The sequence below is a fragment of the Neorhizobium sp. LjRoot104 genome (genome assembly GCF_964253725.1).
Lineage (GTDB): Bacteria > Pseudomonadota > Alphaproteobacteria > Rhizobiales > Rhizobiaceae > Neorhizobium.
The window spans coordinates 2,570,876-2,587,960 of record NZ_CAXURS020000001.1; the positions used below are offsets into that span (position 1 = coordinate 2,570,876).

At 62.1% G+C, this 17,085-nt stretch carries 18 protein-coding genes; 4 read left to right on the top strand and 14 right to left on the bottom strand.

Annotated elements, in window-relative coordinates:
• The first annotated feature begins 33 nt into the window (after positions 1 to 33).
• The 4 genes from ACSQ8R_RS13095 to ACSQ8R_RS13110 all read left to right on the top strand — a co-directional run bounded on the left by ACSQ8R_RS13095 (position 34) and on the right by ACSQ8R_RS13110 (position 6,764).
• The gene (locus tag ACSQ8R_RS13095; RefSeq protein ID WP_436253765.1) at positions 34 to 1,008 is read left to right on the top strand and encodes an ABC transporter substrate-binding protein; all 975 of its coding nucleotides are present in this window, start codon (positions 34 to 36) and stop codon (positions 1,006 to 1,008) included.
• Between the two features lie 293 nt (positions 1,009 to 1,301).
• Complete coding sequence (locus ACSQ8R_RS13100) at positions 1,302 to 2,537, top strand: efflux RND transporter periplasmic adaptor subunit (RefSeq protein WP_436253766.1); 1,236 nt, start codon at positions 1,302 to 1,304, stop codon at positions 2,535 to 2,537.
• An 11-nt stretch (positions 2,538 to 2,548) separates the two neighbouring features.
• Positions 2,549 to 5,884 (top strand): efflux RND transporter permease subunit, encoded by a 3,336-nt coding sequence (locus tag ACSQ8R_RS13105; RefSeq protein WP_436253767.1) that lies wholly within the window; start codon positions 2,549 to 2,551, stop codon positions 5,882 to 5,884.
• A 196-nt stretch (positions 5,885 to 6,080) separates the two neighbouring features.
• Positions 6,081 to 6,764 carry a Crp/Fnr family transcriptional regulator gene (locus ACSQ8R_RS13110; RefSeq protein ID WP_436255464.1) on the top strand — a complete coding sequence of 228 codons (684 nt, stop codon included), beginning with the start codon at positions 6,081 to 6,083 and terminating at the stop codon, positions 6,762 to 6,764.
• A 130-nt stretch (positions 6,765 to 6,894) separates the two neighbouring features.
• Here the strand turns inward: ACSQ8R_RS13110 and ureG are convergent, their stop codons facing one another.
• From ureG to urtD, 14 genes are all read right to left on the bottom strand, one after another.
• Positions 6,895 to 7,506: an urease accessory protein UreG gene (gene ureG, locus ACSQ8R_RS13115; RefSeq protein ID WP_436253768.1), complete on the bottom strand. Its 612-nt coding sequence runs from the start codon at positions 7,504 to 7,506 to the stop codon at positions 6,895 to 6,897.
• A 43-nt stretch (positions 7,507 to 7,549) separates the two neighbouring features.
• Positions 7,550 to 8,221, bottom strand: coding sequence for an urease accessory protein UreF (locus tag ACSQ8R_RS13120; protein WP_436253769.1), 672 nt, complete (start codon positions 8,219 to 8,221; stop codon positions 7,550 to 7,552).
• A gap of 6 nt (positions 8,222 to 8,227) precedes the next feature.
• The gene (gene ureE, locus ACSQ8R_RS13125; protein ID WP_436253770.1) at positions 8,228 to 8,698 is read right to left on the bottom strand and encodes an urease accessory protein UreE; all 471 of its coding nucleotides are present in this window, start codon (positions 8,696 to 8,698) and stop codon (positions 8,228 to 8,230) included.
• 11 nt (positions 8,699 to 8,709) lie between these two features.
• Positions 8,710 to 9,378: a TIGR02117 family protein gene (locus tag ACSQ8R_RS13130; RefSeq protein WP_436253771.1), complete on the bottom strand. Its 669-nt coding sequence runs from the start codon at positions 9,376 to 9,378 to the stop codon at positions 8,710 to 8,712.
• Between the two features lie 25 nt (positions 9,379 to 9,403).
• Positions 9,404 to 11,113 (bottom strand): urease subunit alpha, encoded by a 1,710-nt coding sequence (gene ureC / locus ACSQ8R_RS13135; RefSeq protein WP_436253772.1) that lies wholly within the window; start codon positions 11,111 to 11,113, stop codon positions 9,404 to 9,406.
• A gap of 35 nt (positions 11,114 to 11,148) precedes the next feature.
• Positions 11,149 to 11,925 (bottom strand): hypothetical protein, encoded by a 777-nt coding sequence (locus tag ACSQ8R_RS13140; RefSeq protein ID WP_436253774.1) that lies wholly within the window; start codon positions 11,923 to 11,925, stop codon positions 11,149 to 11,151.
• A 27-nt stretch (positions 11,926 to 11,952) separates the two neighbouring features.
• Positions 11,953 to 12,366: a lysozyme inhibitor LprI family protein gene (locus ACSQ8R_RS13145; protein ID WP_436253775.1), complete on the bottom strand. Its 414-nt coding sequence runs from the start codon at positions 12,364 to 12,366 to the stop codon at positions 11,953 to 11,955.
• The gene (locus ACSQ8R_RS13150; RefSeq protein ID WP_436253776.1) at positions 12,363 to 12,668 is read right to left on the bottom strand and encodes an urease subunit beta; all 306 of its coding nucleotides are present in this window, start codon (positions 12,666 to 12,668) and stop codon (positions 12,363 to 12,365) included. The genes ACSQ8R_RS13145 and ACSQ8R_RS13150 overlap by 4 nt, the downstream gene beginning before the upstream one ends.
• A gap of 11 nt (positions 12,669 to 12,679) precedes the next feature.
• A complete protein-coding gene (locus ACSQ8R_RS13155; protein WP_436253777.1) occupies positions 12,680 to 12,931 on the bottom strand; it encodes a DUF1272 domain-containing protein in 252 nt (83 codons plus the stop codon).
• 11 nt (positions 12,932 to 12,942) lie between these two features.
• Entirely contained in the window at positions 12,943 to 13,245 is a 303-nt protein-coding gene (locus tag ACSQ8R_RS13160) for an urease subunit gamma (protein WP_007773806.1), read from the bottom strand.
• A gap of 18 nt (positions 13,246 to 13,263) precedes the next feature.
• Positions 13,264 to 14,109: an urease accessory protein UreD gene (locus tag ACSQ8R_RS13165; protein ID WP_436253778.1), complete on the bottom strand. Its 846-nt coding sequence runs from the start codon at positions 14,107 to 14,109 to the stop codon at positions 13,264 to 13,266.
• The gene (locus ACSQ8R_RS13170) at positions 14,046 to 15,200 is read right to left on the bottom strand and encodes an alpha/beta hydrolase family esterase (RefSeq protein ID WP_436253779.1); all 1,155 of its coding nucleotides are present in this window, start codon (positions 15,198 to 15,200) and stop codon (positions 14,046 to 14,048) included. Before ACSQ8R_RS13170 ends, ACSQ8R_RS13165 begins: the two co-directional genes overlap by 64 nt.
• A 223-nt stretch (positions 15,201 to 15,423) precedes the next feature.
• A complete protein-coding gene (gene urtE, locus ACSQ8R_RS13175; protein WP_436253780.1) occupies positions 15,424 to 16,119 on the bottom strand; it encodes an urea ABC transporter ATP-binding subunit UrtE in 696 nt (231 codons plus the stop codon).
• A gap of 188 nt (positions 16,120 to 16,307) precedes the next feature.
• Positions 16,308 to 17,069, bottom strand: a complete 762-nt coding sequence (urtD, locus tag ACSQ8R_RS13180) for an urea ABC transporter ATP-binding protein UrtD (RefSeq protein ID WP_436253781.1) — start codon at positions 17,067 to 17,069, stop codon at positions 16,308 to 16,310.
• Between the last annotated feature and the right edge of the window lie 16 nt (positions 17,070 to 17,085).

A 17,085-nucleotide genomic window follows, 5' to 3' on the forward strand; every position in this document is an offset into this window, starting at 1 on the left:
AGCCGGCAAACCTCAGAGGGAAGGATAAAAAACATGAGAAAAATTCTCGTTGCGCTGATGGCGGGCGCCATGTCGCTCGCAGCCGCCCAGGCGGCGATGGCCGCCGACAAGGTGACCCTGCAGCTGAAGTGGGTGGCGCAAGGCCAGTTCGGCGGCTACTTCGTCGCCAAGGACAAGGGCTTCTACAAGGAAGAAGGCCTCGACGTGACGATCAAGCCGGGCGGCCCCGATATCGCCCCCGAACAGGTGATCGCCGGCGGCGGCGCCGACGTGATCGTCGACTGGATGGGCGGTGCGCTGGTCGCCCGCGAAAAGGGCGTGCCGCTGATCAACATCGCCCAGCCCTACCAGAAATCCGGCCTGCAGATGATCTGCCCCAAGGACGGCCCGGTGAAGACTGAAGCCGACTTCAAGGGCCGCACGCTCGGCGTCTGGTTCTTCGGCAACGAATACCCGTTCTTTGCCTGGATGAACAAGCTCGGCCTCAAGACCGACGGCGGCAAGGACGGCGTCACCGTCCTGAAGCAGAGTTTTGACGTGCAGCCGCTCATCCAGAAGCAGGCGGACTGCATCTCGGTCATGACCTACAACGAATACTGGCAGGCGATCGACGCCGGCTTCAAGCCGGACCAGCTCACCGTCTTCAACTTCTCCGCCATGGGCAACGACCTGCTCGAGGACGGCCTCTACGTGATGGATACCAAGCTCAAGGACCCGAAGTTCAAGGAGACCATGGTGAAGTTCGTCCGCGCCTCGATGAAGGGCTGGAAATACGCGATCGCCAACCCGGGCGAAGCCGCTGAAATCGTCATGGACAATGGCGGCCAGGACGAGAACCACCAGAAACGGATGATGGGCGAAGTCGCCAAGCTGATCGGCACCGGCACCGGCAAGCTCGACACCGCGACCTACGACCGCACGGTCAAGGCGCTGCTCGACCAGAAGATCATCACCAAGAAGCCGGAAGGCGCCTATACGAGCGAGATTACCGACGCGGCATTGAAATAATAATCGCCCGTTGCCCGATCAAAGAGAACGCGCAGCTCTTTAGTTGCGCGTTTTTGAAATTTTTCTAATGTAGATCATAACTAAAACTCATTCATCCTATAACGGCAACGGATTGATTTGTGCAACGCAAACACGTAAAAGTGCAGCGTTGATGAATCTTCCGTTGCTGGTCTTGTAACCGTTTTGTGCGGTTACCACCTTGATCCGGGTTACCGCGCGCTGAGGGGGCGCGACGTGACCGGAGCGGTTCCCAGCGGAATGTTTGCCCCTTACTTCAGTTTGAAAGTAGTCGCATGTTTCGCAAGTTCACTAAGTCTGCAGGCATCCCGGCTCTTAAGCTCGCATTGATTGCAGGCGCCACCTATGCCACAATCCTGACGCAGCAGGCCGGTCCCGCATTTGCGCAAGAACCGGCCACGCCGGCCCCGGCACAGACGGAAATCAAGCTGCCCTCGATCATTGTGACGGAAGCGGTCGAAAAGCCGATGGTCGATCGCGTCATCGCGACCGGCACCATCAGGCCTGTCGAGGAAGTCTATGTCCAGCCGCTCGTCGATGCCCTGTCGATCAAGGCGCTGAATGCCGATGTCGGCGACGAGGTGAAGGCGGACAGCGTGCTCGCCACGCTGAACGAAGACGCGCTGCTTCTCCAGAAGAGCCAGCTCCAGGCCAACAAGGCGAAGGCCCAGGCTGCCGTCGCGCAATATCAGGCGCAGGTGATCGAGGCCCAGGCCAATGTCGCCGATACGATCCGCCAGCGCGATCGCCTCCAGAAGCTCAGCCAGAGCGGCACCGGCACGGTGTCGCAGCTCGAACAGGCATCCGCGGCCGTCGAGGTCGCTCAGGCGCGGCTGAATGCCGCCAAACAGGCCGTGACGGTCGGTGAATCCGACATCAAGGTCGTCGATGCGCAGATCGACGATATCGATCTGAAACTCGCCCGCACCGGCGTCAAGACCCCGGTGGCCGGCGTGATCTCGGTGCGCAATGCCAAGGTCGGCGCGATCGCCAGCGGCACCGGCAGCCCGCTCTTCACGATCATCAAGGACGGCGCGATCGAGCTCGTCGCGGATCTTTCCGAGACCGATATCCAGAAGATCAAGGCCGGCCAGAAGGCGCTCGTCACGGTCGCCGGCGGCAAGGTGAAGATCGAGGGCAAGGTGCGGCTCGTCTCCCCGACTGTCGATGCGGTCACCCGCCTCGGCGCCGTGCATATCGTCATCGACGACGAGAGCGGCGCCCGCGCGGGCATGTATGGCAGCGCCGAGATCGTTATTACCGAGACCAATGCCCTGGCGTTGCCGCTCTCGGCCGTCACCACCGGCCGGAACGGTTCCACCGCCCGCAAGGTCGAGGACAATGTGGTCAAGCAGGTGAAGATCGAGACCGGCATTCAGGATGGCGGTTTCGTGCAGGTCGTCAGCGGTCTTGACGCCGGTGACATTGTCGTTGCGAAGGCCGGCGCCTTCGTCCGGGACGGCGACAAGATCGCCCCGGTCCCGGCCGAACCCGCCGCCATCGCGAACTGAGGTTGAGCCGCATGAACTTCTCCGCCTGGTCGATCCGCAATCCGATAGCGCCGATGCTCGGTTTTGCCCTTTTGCTTGTCGTCGGCATCCAGTCGTTCTACGCGCTGCCGATCACCCGTTTCCCGAATATCGACGTCCCCGTCGTATCGATCACCGTGGCCCAGAGCGGCGCCGCTCCCGCCGAACTGGAAATGCAGGTGACCAAGGAGATCGAGGACGCTGTCGCCTCGATCAGCGGCATCGACGAAATCCAGTCGACGGTGACAGACGGCCAGTCACAGACGGTCGTCGTCTTCCGCATCGAAAAGCCGACCGCCGAGGCTGTGCAGGACACCAAGGACGCGATCGACAAGATCCGTAGCGACCTGCCCGCCGGCATCGAAGAACCGGTCGTCACCAAGGTCGATGTCGAGGGCCAGGCGATCCAGACATTCGCCGTATCCTCGCCAAACATGACGCTCGAAGAGCTCTCCTGGTTCGTCGATGACACGGTCAAGCGCGCCCTGCAGGGCCAGCCCGGCATCGGCCGTATCGACCGTTACGGCGGTTCCGACCGCGAAGTCCGGGTGTCGCTGAACCCCGCCAAGCTCGACGCCTATGGGATTACCGCGGCCGATGTCAGCACCCAGCTGCGCGGCACCAACGTCGATCTCGGTTCGGGCCGCGGCCAGGTGGCCGGCAACGAACAGACGATCCGCACGCTCGGCGATGCCCGCAGCGTCGCCCAGCTTGCCGACACGACGATCACGCTGCCGAACGGCCAGTTCGTCAAGCTGACGGAACTCGGCAACGTCACCGATACCTACGAGGAGCCGAAATCCTTCTCGCGCTTCAACGGCACGCCGTCGGTCACCTTCGCCGTGTTCCGCGCCAAGGGGGCCAGCGAAGTCTCGGTCGCCGAAACCGTCGCCGCCAGCCTCGATGAAGTGCGCAAGGGCAATCCGAACGTCGCGATCGAAATGGTCGATGACTCGGTCTACTTCACCTACGGCAATTACGAGGCGGCTCTCCATACCCTGGTGGAGGGCTCGATCCTCGCCGTCATCGTGGTGTTCCTGTTCCTGAGGAACTGGCGCGCGACGCTGATCGCAGCGGTTGCCCTGCCACTGTCGGCGATCCCGACCTTCTGGATCATGGACCTGATGGGGTTCTCGCTGAACCTCGTCAGCTTCCTGGCGCTGACACTCGCGACCGGTATTCTCGTCGACGACGCGATCGTCGAGATCGAGAACATCGCGCGGCATATCAAGATGGGCAAGACGCCCTATCGAGCAGCGCTCGAGGCGGCGGACGAAATCGGTCTCGCCGTCATCGCGACCAGCTTCACGATCATCGCCGTCTTCGTGCCGGTCTCGTTCATGCCGGGCGTACCGGGTCAATACTTCATCCAGTTCGGCCTGACGGTCGCCTTCTCGGTGTTCTTCTCGCTCGCGGTGGCGCGACTGATCACGCCGCTGATGGCCGCCTATCTGATGAGCCCCGAAGACGGGATGGACGACCATCACGACAATGACGGCTGGATCATGAAAGCCTATACGCGCCTTGTCACCGGCACGACCCGCCGCTGGTACTGGCGCTATACGACGATGCTCGCCGCGATCGGTTTCCTGATCGGCTCGGTGATGCTGCTCTCGCAGGTCCCCGGCAGCTTCCTGCCGCCGGACGATTCTTCGCGCGTCGTTCTCTCGGTGGAGCTGCCGCCAAATGCGACGCTCGACGAGACGGCTGCAAGCACGGACGTCATCTATGATGCGGTTCGCCATATCGATGGTGTCGAGAGCGTCTTCATCCTCGGCGGAGCTTCGCCGAAAGGCGACCTCGAACTGCGCCGCGCAACCGTGCGCGTCATCCTGCAGAACATCGACCATTCACTGGTCAAGACCCTGGTCAACAAGGGCTTGGGTTCGATCCCGCTGATCCGCGACGTCGTCCCGAAGATCAAGGAAAATGGCCGCACGCGGCCGCAATGGGATGTCGAAAAGGACATTTTCGCCGCCGTCCAATCCATTCCGGACGTGCGGATCTCCAAGGTCAACGACCGCGCCGAGCGTGACCTGTCGTTCAACTTCCTCTCCACCAACGAGGCGGACCTGAACGAAGCCGTCAGCATGCTGGAATCGAAGCTGCGCGCCTCGCCGATCCTTTTCAACGTCTCTTCGGAAGGCGCCCTGCCCCGTCCGGAACTGCAGATCCGGCCGCGCATGGCGGAGGCTTCGCGCCTCGGCATCACACCGCAGCAGATCGCCCAGACCGTGCGCGTCGCGACGATCGGCGATGTCGATGCCAACCTTGCCAAGATCTCGCTCGACGACCGCCAGATCCCGATCCGCGTCCAGGCCTCGCTCGACGTCCGCCGCGATCTCGCCTCCATCCGCGCCTTGAAGATCAAGACCGCGGCCGGTGCCAGCGTGCCGCTCTACAGCGTCGCCGACATCGATTATTCGGAGGGCCCGAGCTCGATCAAGCGCAACGACCGCAACCGTGTCGTGGCGATCGGCTCCGACGTGCCGTTCGGCACGGCGCTCGATACCGCATCGGCCGAGTTCAAGCGCATCGTTGGCGAGACCGAGCTGCCGAAGACGGTTCGTCTGGCCGAGAGCGGCGATGCCAAGGTGCAGGCAGAAATGCAGCAGAGTTTCGGCAATGCGATGCTGATGGGCCTGATGCTGGTGCTCGTGGTGCTGATCCTGCTTTTCAAGGACGTCATCCAGCCCTTCACCATCCTGTTCTCGCTGCCGCTTGCGATCGGCGGCGTGGCGGTGGCGCTGATCATCACCCAGAACGCGCTGTCGATGCCGGTCCTGATCGGCATCCTGATGCTGATGGGCATCGTCACGAAAAACGCCATCCTTCTGGTGGACTTCGCGATCGAAATGAAGCGTCACGGTCTGGAACGGGTCCATGCCATGGTGGAGGCCGGCCGCAAGCGCGCCCGTCCGATCATCATGACGTCGATCGCCATGTCGGCGGGCATGCTGCCCTCGGCGCTCGGCGTCGGCGAAGGCGGATCCTTCCGTGCGCCGATGGCGATCGCGGTGATCGGCGGCATCATCGTTTCGACGGTGCTCTCGCTTCTCGTCGTGCCGTCCTTCTTCCTGATCATGGACGACCTGTCGCGCCTGCTCGGCAAGATCTTCGGCCGCATGGTCGGCAAGAAGGAGCAGGAAGACTTCGGTCTTTCCAACGAGGAGCTCAGCCAGGAGGCGCGCAAGAACGCCCAGTCGATCGCATCCCTGGAAGAACGCCTCAACCAGATGGAACGGCAGACCAGCGCCAACGACGATCGTTCTCCCGGCGCCCAGGCCAGCAGCAAGGTGCTGCGCCTGCCCCCGCTGGCTGCCGAATAACACCCGTCTCCGAACTGTATTTCGACAACGCCGGGCCTCTGGACCCGGCGTTTTTCGTTGGAATAGGGCAGCTCGCGCAGATTGCAGAAAAAATTCACAGATTTGATCGATGTCAAAACCAGATTTCATGAACCTGTTATTTTAGCAACATCGGGAATGCGCGGCGGTTCAGGTTATGGAAGAGACGGCAGATATGATGAACAGCAATCTCAAGCTCAACAACAGGGACCGGGCCGTCCTGATGAAGGCGCCTTTCCTGACCAGCCTGACCGGCAATTCGCTCGTGCGGATGATGTCGACCATGAGTGTCATCAGCCTGACGAACCGCAAGTCGATCTTTCGCGAAGGCGAAGATGCAGACTCTTTCTACTGTGTTCTCAGCGGTTACGTGCGCCTCTACCAGCTCAATCGCGACGGCCGCGAGGCGGATATCCGTATCTGCAGCCCGGGGGACACGTTCGCCGAATGTCTTCTCTATGGGGGCACCAAGTACCGCCATCACGCCCAGACGGCCGAATCTACGACACTTGCACGCTTCGACATGCAGGCGGTGCGGGATCTGGCGGAACAGGAGCGGGATATCGCCAAGGCGGTGATCACCTCGCTGTCGAAACATCTGATCACCACGATGGACTGCGTCGCCAACGACAGGTTGCATACAGCGCCGCAGCGGGTGGCGAATTATATCCTGACGCGGTGTCCGGTGGATGGCGGTCCGGCTTCCATTCGCCTGCCTTTCCAGAAGAACCTGCTTGCAGGCATGCTGGGATTGGCTCCCGAGGCTCTTTCCCGCGCATTCTCCACTCTCCGGCGAACCGGGGTAACGGTGCGCGGGCGAGTGATCCAGATCGGCGACGTGCAGGCCCTGCGCGAAATCTGACATTCGAGGGAAAGCGGGATCGGGCGGGCGGGCCCGGGCTCTCTTTGGATGCATGCTGCGACGCGGGCGGCGAGAACCGCGGCATGCAAACAAGGCCGGTAGCTTCGGGGGCCACCGGCCTTAAATCTTTTTAGAGACCACCCTGCTCCTTCAGGAACCGGACCACATGGTCCACGCCGTCACCGCGCTTCAGGTCGGTGAAGAGATGCGGCTTGGCTTCGCGCATGCGGTATGCATCGCGGTCCATCACGTCGAGATCGACATCGACGTAAGGAGCGAGATCCTTCTTGTTGATGATCAGGAGGTCGGAGCGGGTAATGCCCGGACCGCCCTTACGGGGGATTTCCTCACCCTGGCAGGTGGAGATCACATAGATGGTGATGTCGGCGAGATCCGGCGAAAAGGTCGCCGCGAGATTGTCGCCGCCCGATTCGATGAACACCACGTCGAGCTCCGGGAAGCGCTCGTTCAGCCCCGCGATCGCCTGCAGATTGATGGTCGCATCCTCGCGAATGGCGGTATGCGGGCAGCCGCCTGTCTCGACGCCGACGATGCGGTCGGAAGACAGAGCCTGGCAACGCACCAGCGCCTCCGCGTCTTCCTTGGTGTAGATGTCGTTGGTGACGACCGCGACGGAATAATCTTGCCGCATCGCCTTGCAGAGCTTTTCGGTCAGCGCCGTCTTGCCCGAGCCGACGGGACCGCCGATGCCGACGCGCAAGGGTCCGTTTGCCGATTTCATGTGTCGTCCTTTCACTATTTCAGGTCTCAGCTTAGGCCTGCTTTCAGGAGCGGAAAAGCCGCGAATGCTGCGTTTCGTGCCGGAGAGAGGCAATTTCCGCCTGCACCGCCGCCCCACCGAGATCGTCGAGCCTCGCCCGGCTTGCCTTCTCCGCCATTTCGGTGACAAGGTCCTCGATATCGGCGAGAATGCCAACGCCCTCGGTCTGGCCCGAGACCCCGAGCCTTATGCCCGCCGAGACCGATTGCGAGACGGCGGCATGCAGATAGGCGGCCAACGCCGATGCTGCCGCTACGCCATGTGCCGCCGCAACCGCGCCGACGGCGACCGGGAACGGCACGGCCGGCGGAAGATGGTCAAGGACCGGATGCGGCCAGGCGGATGCCGCCGCGGCGAATGCCTTGCCGAGCGACAAGGTCTCCGTATAACGCTCAGCGGAGCCGGCAAGCGCCAGCCCCAGTTCCGCGATGTCCTTCAAACCAGCCTCGTCCCCGAACCGCCGCCAGGCTTCACCGAACAGCACGGCGTCGTTCCACAAGGAACCATGCCGCAGCAGGCTCGACAGCCAGGCGCCGAGACCCGCCGCGTCCTTGACCAGGCCATCGTGGACAGCCCGCTCCAGCCCGCCCGAATAGGCGAAACCGCCGATCGGGAAGGCCGGCGAGAGCCAGGCCATCAGCCTCAGAAGCGCTTTGGTATCGACGTTTTCGCTCACAGGCGCTCAATGTCCGTGATGGTCGTGACCGTGGGAATGGCCGCCATGCGAATGATAGGCGCCGCGGGCCGGCTGGAATCCTTCCTCGACCTCGGTCACCATAGCGCCAAGCCCCTCCAGCATCGCCCGGATCACATGGTCGCGCAGGATGAGGATACGCCCCTCCTCGATCTGCGCCGCCAGATGCCGGTTGCCGAGATGCCAGGCGAGCTCGATCAGGTGCAGCGTATCGCGCGCCTTGATCTCGAACAGCTTTTCGGGAGCGGCCTGCACCTCGATCGTGTCGCCGTTGTCGAGCACCAGCCGGTCGCCATGATGGAAAAGCACCGCCTCCTTGAGGTCGAGCATCACCATCTCGCCATTCGAGAGGTGCAGCAGCTTGCGGCGCAGATGCCGCAGATCATGCGGCAGGGTGACGATATCGACCGGCGGATCGGTCACCACGCCGGCGGGGTGATAGGAGTGGATGTGCTGCATGGATACTCCGGTCAATTGAAAAGCTTGAGAGATAGCGTAAGCGTCTGCGGCAGCGGATTCCAGAGCCCGGTGCGCAATCCGGCCGCGCGAAGTGCCGCGGCAGTCCAGGTGTTGCAGCCGACGAACGCGTTGAAATAGCCGTGCGCCTCGAAGAACCGGTCAGAATTGCCATAGGCCGCATCCGGCACCACCGCCACCTCGCCCGCCTGGTGCACGAAACTCGTCTGGATGAAATCCGTGAGCCGCTGGAATTCCGCAGGCCCCAGGTCGAGTGTGGTGACCGTCGGATGGCTTTCGTCGATGCCGCCGGCGAGATCCACATGCATGACCGAACTGTCGATCGTCAGTGCCCGGAAAACCGGCAGCGGTTTCAGGTCGCCCCAGGTCGGCGTTTCGAGATAAAAGGCCCGGCCGCCCCAGCCGATCACCAGCCATTCCGCCCCCGGATCGGACACCGGAACACCAGAATGCCCCAGGAAGCCGAAGGCGCCGCGGGTGTCTGCGGAAAGTGGAATGGCGATATCCGTGTGGATCGGGTTGGAGAGCACAAGGATACGCCTTTGCCCAATCTCCGCTGCCCGGCTCGGCACAAACAGCGGCCGCGGGACGAACGTCCCGGCAGCGACCGCGAAAACCACGAGCAGCACCGCGACAAGCAGCCGGCGAAAGAGCGTTTTCATCCAGGGGCTCCGAGGTGCCAGCGCCTCAGAACAGGAAATAGCGCTGCGCCATCGGCAGCACGGTCGCCGGCTCGCAGGTCAGGAGTTCGCCGTCGGCCCGCACCTCATAGGTCTCCGGATCGACCTCCACATACGGGGTCAGCGAATTGTGGATCATCGAGGCTTTCGAAATGCCGCCGCGGGTGTTCCTGACCGCCACCAGTTTCTTGGCGACGCCGAGGCGTTGCGTCAGGCCGGCATCGAGCGAGGCCTGGCTGACGAAGGTGACGGAAGAATTGGTCCTGAGCTTGCCATAGGCTGCGAACATCGGCCGGTAATGCATCGGCTGCGGCGTCGGGATCGAGGCGTTCGGATCGCCCATCGGAGCGGCCGCGATCGATCCGCCGAGCAGCACCATTTCCGGCTTCACACCGAAAAAGGCCGGATTCCAGAGCACGAGGTCCGCCCGCTTGCCGACTTCCACCGACCCGATCTCGTGGGAAACGCCGTGCGCAATCGCCGGGTTGATCGTGTATTTGGCGATATAGCGCTTGACGCGGAAATTGTCGTTATTGCCGGTCTCTTCCTTCAGGCTGCCGCGCTGGCGCTTCATCTTGTCGGCGGTCTGCCAGGTGCGGATCGCCACTTCCCCGACCCGGCCCATGGCCTGGCTGTCGGAAGAAATGATCGAGAAGGCGCCGAGATCGTGAAGGATGTCTTCGGCCGCGATCGTTTCCTTGCGGATGCGGCTTTCGGCAAAGGCGATGTCTTCGGGGATCGACGGCGACAGGTGATGGCAGACCATCAGCATGTCGAGATGTTCGGCGAGCGTATTGATCGTGTAGGGCCGGGTCGGGTTGGTCGAGGATGGGATGACGTTCGGATTGCCGCAGACCTTGATGATATCGGGCGCGTGGCCGCCGCCGGCCCCTTCCGTGTGGAAGGCGTGGATGGTGCGGCCGCGGATGGCGGCGACCGTATCCTCGACGAAGCCGCTTTCGTTCAGCGTATCGGTGTGGATCATCACCTGCACGTCGAAGGCGTCGGCGACCGTCAGGCAGTTGTCGATCGCGGCCGGCGTCGTGCCCCAGTCCTCGTGCAGCTTCAGGCTCGAGGCGCCGGCGAGGATCATCTCTTCCAGCGGCGCGGGAAGTGAGGCGTTGCCCTTGCCGGCAAGCGCGAGATTCATCGGGAAGGCGTCGAAACTCTCGATCATCCGCTCGATATGCCACGCGCCGGTGCAGGTCGTCGCAAGCGTGCCATGCGCCGGGCCCGAACCGCCGCCGAGCATGGTCGTGACGCCGCTCATCAGCGCCTCCTCGATCTGCTGTGGGCAGATGAAATGGATATGCGCATCCATGCCGCCAGCCGTCAGGATCTTGCCCTCACCGGCAATCGCCTCGGTGGACGGACCGACGATGATCGTCACGCCCGGCTGCGTGTCCGGATTGCCGGCCTTGCCGATCGCGTGGATACGGCCGTCCTTCAGGCCCACATCGGCCTTGTAGATGCCGGAATGATCGACGATCAGCGCATTGGTGATCACCGTGTCGACCGCACCTTCGGCGCGCGTCGCCTGGCTCTGCCCCATGCCGTCGCGAATGACCTTGCCGCCGCCGAACTTCACCTCTTCGCCATAGGTGGTGAAATCCTTCTCCACCTCGATGAACAGCTCGGTATCGGCAAGCCGCACCCTGTCGCCCGTGGTCGGGCCGAACATGCTGGCATAGGCGGCGCGGGACATCTTGTGGGGCATGGGATAGACTCCAATACGGACAACGGTTGCTGTGTTTATGCGACTTTGATCGCGTCCGCCGGCGGCGGGGGTATTTCGACGACTTTCTCTGGCAGCGCCCTTATGAGCGCGCGCGTCATGCTTGCCAAATCGTTGGCGATATACAGACGCTCTCCGGCATTCATAAGGAATTCATCGGGCAGTGAACGGAACAGCCGCAATTGGACAGTCACGCTTCTGTCGGCACTGTCATGGACCTGCTCGTATTTGTAAGTGTAGCCTGCTGTTTCTGCGGCTTTGACGACATATTCCAGGCGCCTGTGGATCTCCTCGTCATCCATCGAGCCGATGGCGAGAAAATAGGAAACCACCATTCTTCGGACGTTCACCTGAACGTAAAGCCGCTGGTCGAGGCCGTAGGCAAGGACGCGATATTGGCAATAATGGTTACCGTCATCGTACTTGATGAGGATCCTTGTCCTGGATGACACAGGTTTCGCTGAATAGGACGCATCCAGTTCCCGGAAATCATCCTCGTCGCAATCAACAATCCGCAACGCCTCGGGGATTTCCTGCACCAGGTAGCTTGCCGTACGCTCCTTGAGAAACGCCACGCCGACACTGAATTTCGTATAGAAGATCAGTGCGATGACGCTGAGCCCTGCCGCACATGTCTGTGCAAGTGTCAAAGCGGTCGTCACGAGGCCCGCATCGACACCAGTTAGCAGCGAAAACAGGACGACAGATACCGAAAGCAGGAAGATGAAGACGGCAAGAACTGTTATGATAATCTTGGCGCGACGAGGGATATAAACAATGTGTTCGCTATTCATCGGACGTCTCGCTCGGCATGTGTCGCATCAGTTCCCCATCGCCTCGGTCAACTCCTTCAACTCGGCGGTGCGCTTGCGCGTCAGGTCCGCCTGGCATCCCGATATCAGCATCGGCTCCATCGACCCACCATGCGCCTGGAAGCCGGAGGAGATGCATTGGGCGTCGCGATAGGCGACCCACGCGCGCTGGGCCTTGACGAGCGCATCCTCGGCGCCTTTCAGGTCCGCCGAAGCATCCGCATCCCACGCCTTCATTCCCTTTCGGGTTGTCTGGTACTGGGCGTTGAGAGCCTTGTCGGCCGCCTCGTAGTCACGCTGCGAGCAGATGTTCATCTCCATCTGCGTTTGCGGGTTCTTGCAATTGGCCTTCGGCTCCTGGGCCGCCGCCGGCAAGGCGGCAAGCGCCAGGAAAGCAGCGGAAAAGGCGGGGATGGGCTTCAAAGCGCACCCATGATCTTCTGCTGGAACCCGTAGACTTCGCGCTTGCCCGACAGCGGGATCAGCGTCACCGAACGGGTCTGGCCGGGCTCGAAACGCACCGCCGTCCCGGCCGGGATATCGAGCCGCATGCCGCGCGCCTTGTCGCGGTCGAAGGCAAGGCCGTTATTGGTCTCGAAGAAATGGTAATGGCTGCCAACCTGCACCGGCCGGTCGCCGGTATTGGAGACCTCGACGGTCACGGTCGGAGCACCGGTATTGAGCTCGATTTCGCCTTCTGCGGCAATCACTTCACCAGGAATCATGGCATTCTCCTTCAAGCCGCCTTGGGCGCGCAGCCCTCGGCCTTCAGAACACGTTTGGTGGATGCCGGATGGCGGGCAAGTGCGGCTGCGGGACGCACCGGCCGGCGCACCAGTTCGCCGGCGCAGTTCGGGCAGATCCCCTTCAGCACTTCGGTCGCGCAAGCGGCGCAGAACGTGCACTCGAAAGTGCAGATCATCGCTTCGCGGCTATCGGGCAAGAGGTCCTTGTCGCAGCATTCGCAATTGGGGCGCAGTTCCAGCATCGGCCGCCTCCTCAGCGGATCGGTTCGTGCACGGTGACGAGCTTGGTCCCGTCCGGAAAAGTCGCCTCCACCTGCACATCGTGGATCATCTCGGCAATGCCTTCCATCACCTGGTCGCGGGTGACGACATGCGCGCCGGCCTCCATCAGGTCGGCGACCGAACGGCCGTCGCGCGCGCCTTCCACCACGTAGTCGGTGATAAGAGCAATCGCTTCCGGATAGTTGAGCTTGACCCCGCGTTCCAGCCGGCGGCGGGCGACGATCGCCGCCATGGAAATCAGCAGTTTGTCTTTTTCTCTGGGCGTCAGATTCATGGGGTTCCCGCAGTAAGGTCAGATGTTCCAGACTTTCGGCACTGGCGCGCCGTTACGCAATACGGAAATTGCCGGTGTCAGGATTTTTCTCAACTCGTACCCCGTCGGTGCCACCAGCCGCGCGATCAGCTTGCCATTCCAGTGGCTGGCTCCGCCGGTCCACAGGCCTGCGCCGCCGGACGTGCCGTCAAGACATTGCCGGAGTTTGGGAAAAAGCACCTCTGCCAGCGGGCCGGTGTAAAACAGCGTCGCAAAGGCGACCTGGCCGGAAAGTACGGCGGCAGCCTGGGAAAGCCGTTCGATCTCGCCCTCGAACTTCATCTCTTCCGCATGGATCAGCTGACCGGAGCGACGCACCCGCCAGCGGTCACGGAAGAAACCGTGCGCGACCGCCTCGCCCATCGCCTTGCGGCCGAGCAGGACCGCTTCGACGGCCAGGAATTCGGAGGTTTCGGAGAGATCGACGTCGAGCCGGCGGCTTAGCGAGGACTGGTCGAAAAGGATGGTTTCCTGGGGAAGCCAGTGAACCGAGGCGTCCTCGCCGACGGTGACATGGGTCGAGACGGAGGCGGTGCCCGAGGCGGCCTTGTAGATCTTCTCGTTCGCCTGGGTGGTAACCGACAGTCTGGTGGAAGCGGCAGCGGCGACGGACCATTCGATCACGTCGCCGCCCGTCAGCCCCCCCGACGTATTGATTAAAATCGCCTCCATTTCAGGCGAAAAGGTTTCCGGAAGGCGAATTTTTGCGCAGCCCTCCTGGTAGAATTCGGAAAGCCGTGTCCGCCCGCCGAAAGCCTTGGTTACAAGGCGTCCTGCACCCCTTGCCCGCTGCGGCGCATATCGATCGGCTGGTTGCTGTTGCACGTCGTCCCCTGAAGATCGGCTACGGTTCCGCAGCCCGATGCAACGCCCGTGCCAGACTTGGCCGCGGAACCGGTCTTGCCGGGTGCTGCGGTGGCGATGACGTCGGTGCTGTCGGCCTTGCCGAAAAACTCCCACATCCGCGAAGCCGGATCAACATTGGCGTCGAATGCCGGTTTGGCAACGGTGACCGCAGCCACCTTGGTGACGCTCGCGGCACCATCCTTGGCGGCGGCAATCACGGCTTCGGTAGCGGCGACGGGCTTCGGCCAGTCATGCGTGCCGTTGGCGAAGACGTAGGATGCGACGCGTGCACCGTTCTTGCAGGTTCCGTAGAGACTGAAGGTCACGCCATCGACCGTCTTTGTGTCACCATTGCCCTTGCAGCCGTCGAGTTCCGTCCAGCGCTGGATCGCTGTCTTGAAGCCGTATTGCCAATAGGCGCGGCCACCGCCCGCGTAAGGATTGGCGGTATCCTTCACGCCGGCAAACGCCATGATCGAGATGGGCCGGGCCGGATTGCAGCCTTGCGCATCCGGACCCCATTTGCCGTCGGTCTCGACCGGACGTCCGGCCCGCAGCGAATGCACGAAGCCGGCAGCTGCGAAATCGTCATGGCCGGAGCAAAGATAGGCCGACAACATGCGGCCGCCGCCCGAATAACCCGAGGCATAGATGCGGGTGGGATCGACGCAGAATTGCTGCTTTGCGGTGTTCAGGGCCTGTTTGATATATGCGATCTCGTCGAGACCGCCCTGCTGCACGGTGACGAAGGGCACGTTCCACGCATAGGTGCCTGCGGAGCTTCCCGGCAGGCTGCCCTGCAGGGCCAAAACGATGAAGCCGTTTTTCTCTGCCACCTTGTCCCAGGAGCTTCTGTTCAGCTGCCCTTCAGGATTGCTGTGGCTACCATGGAAATCGAAAACCAGCGGAACCTTGTCCTTGCCGGTATAGGACGAGGGAATGAAATAGGTAGCCGAACGGGCGATGCCGTCTGTGTCGATGGCGATCCGGTGGCGGCCCGCTTCCATCGGCTGGCCGCAGCCTGCGGCAAGAGCGCTGCCAGTCGACCCCAAGAGGGTCGTGGCGCCCAAAAAAACAGCTCCTACAGCCATCATGCGCGTAAGAGCGGAACGAGAGAAGATACCGGCAACGCGTACAAAGACCATCAGCGCCTCATCATGGGGTGCGGGGGTTGTCAACAATATTGCGGAATGCCCTGAAAACCTACGGGGTTTGCTAACATATATTAGACGGCATTGAAACGCACGAAGTGCTGCAACGCGATACAAACATTCACCGGTAAAAATACTGGTCTCACACGGTCAGATGCCGCCTTGCTTCTGCCGTATCCAAGGTCTCGGCCGCCCCCTCGTGCACAATCTCGCCACGATCCATGATATAGACCTGGTCGGCCAGTTCCCGGCAGAAATCGAGATACTGCTCCACCAGCAGAATGGCCATGCCGGTTGAATCGCGCAGGTAGCGGATCGCCCGGCCGATATCCTTGATAATAGACGGCTGGATGCCTTCGGTCGGTTCGTCGAGCACCAGGATCTTCGGACGGGTGACCATCGCGCGGCCGATCGCCAATTGCTGCTGCTGGCCGCCTGACAGGTCGCCACCGCGCCGGCCGAGCATCGATTTCAACACCGGAAACAGCGAGAAGATCTCGTCGGGAATGAACTTGTCCTTGCGGGCAAGCGGCGCATAACCGCTTTCGAGGTTTTCCTGGACGGTGAGCAGCGGGAAGATTTCCCGGCCCTGCGGCACGTAGCCGATGCCGTGCTTGGCGCGGTTATAGGGCGCGAGCCCGTTCAGCACCTCGCCCTGGAAGCTGATCGTGCCGGCGCTGACCGGATGCTGGCCGGTGACGGCGCGGAGAAGAGAACTCTTCCCCACGCCGTTCCGCCCCAGCACGCAAGTGATCTTGCCCATGTCCGCATTTATCGAGACGCCGCGCAGCGCCTGTGCGGCGCCGTAGTGAAGATTGACGTTGTTGACTGTCAGCATGGCAGTTCTCTTGTTTCCATTGTTGCTTGCCCTTGCGTCTGCCCCTCATCCGCCTGCCGGCACCTTCTCCCCGCCTGCGGGGAAAAGGATACACGTCGCGACCTCGCCGCTCCCCTCAAGCTTCAGGTCGGGCAGGTCCCCTCTCCCCGCAAGCGGGGAGAGGTTAGGGTGAGGGACAGACCACAAGCTCACCGCCCCAGATAATTCTCGATCACCTTCGGATCGTTCGAAACAAAGTCGATCGACCCTTCGGCGAGCACCGACCCTTCCGCAAGGCAGGTCACCTTGACGCCGAGGTCGCGGATGAAGCCCATGTCGTGCTCGACGACCACGACCGAACGGGTCTTGGCGATTTCCCGCAGCAGCACCGCCGTCTCGGCCGTTTCCGCATCCGTCATGCCGGCGACCGGCTCGTCGACCAGAAGCAGCTTCGGTTCCTGGGCAAGCAGCATGCCGATCTCCAGCCACTGTTTCTGGCCGTGGGAAAGGTTGGCGGCGAGCTCGTCCTTGCGATGGGTCAGGCGGATGGTGTCGAGGATTTCCTGAATGCGCGCCCTGTCCTCCGGCGTCAGCCGGTAGAACAATGTTGCGAAGACGCCGCGGTCGCGGTTGAGCGCCAGTTCCAGATTGTCCCAGACCGTGTGGCTTTCGAACACCGTCGGCTTCTGGAACTTGCGGCCGATGCCGAGCTGGGCGATATCGGCCTCGTCCTTCTTGGTAAGGTCGATCGTATCCTCGAACAGAACCGTACCGCTGTCTGGCCGGGTCTTGCCGGTGATGATGTCCATCATCGTCGTCTTGCCGGCACCGTTCGGGCCGATGATCGCCCGAAGCTCGCCCGGCTCCACCACGAAGGACAGCGAATTGATCGCCTTGAACCCATCGAAGGAGACGGAGACGTTCTCGAGATAGAGCAGGCTTTTCGTTCTTGTTTCAGCAATCGTGTTCATGGGTTTCTCCGATCAC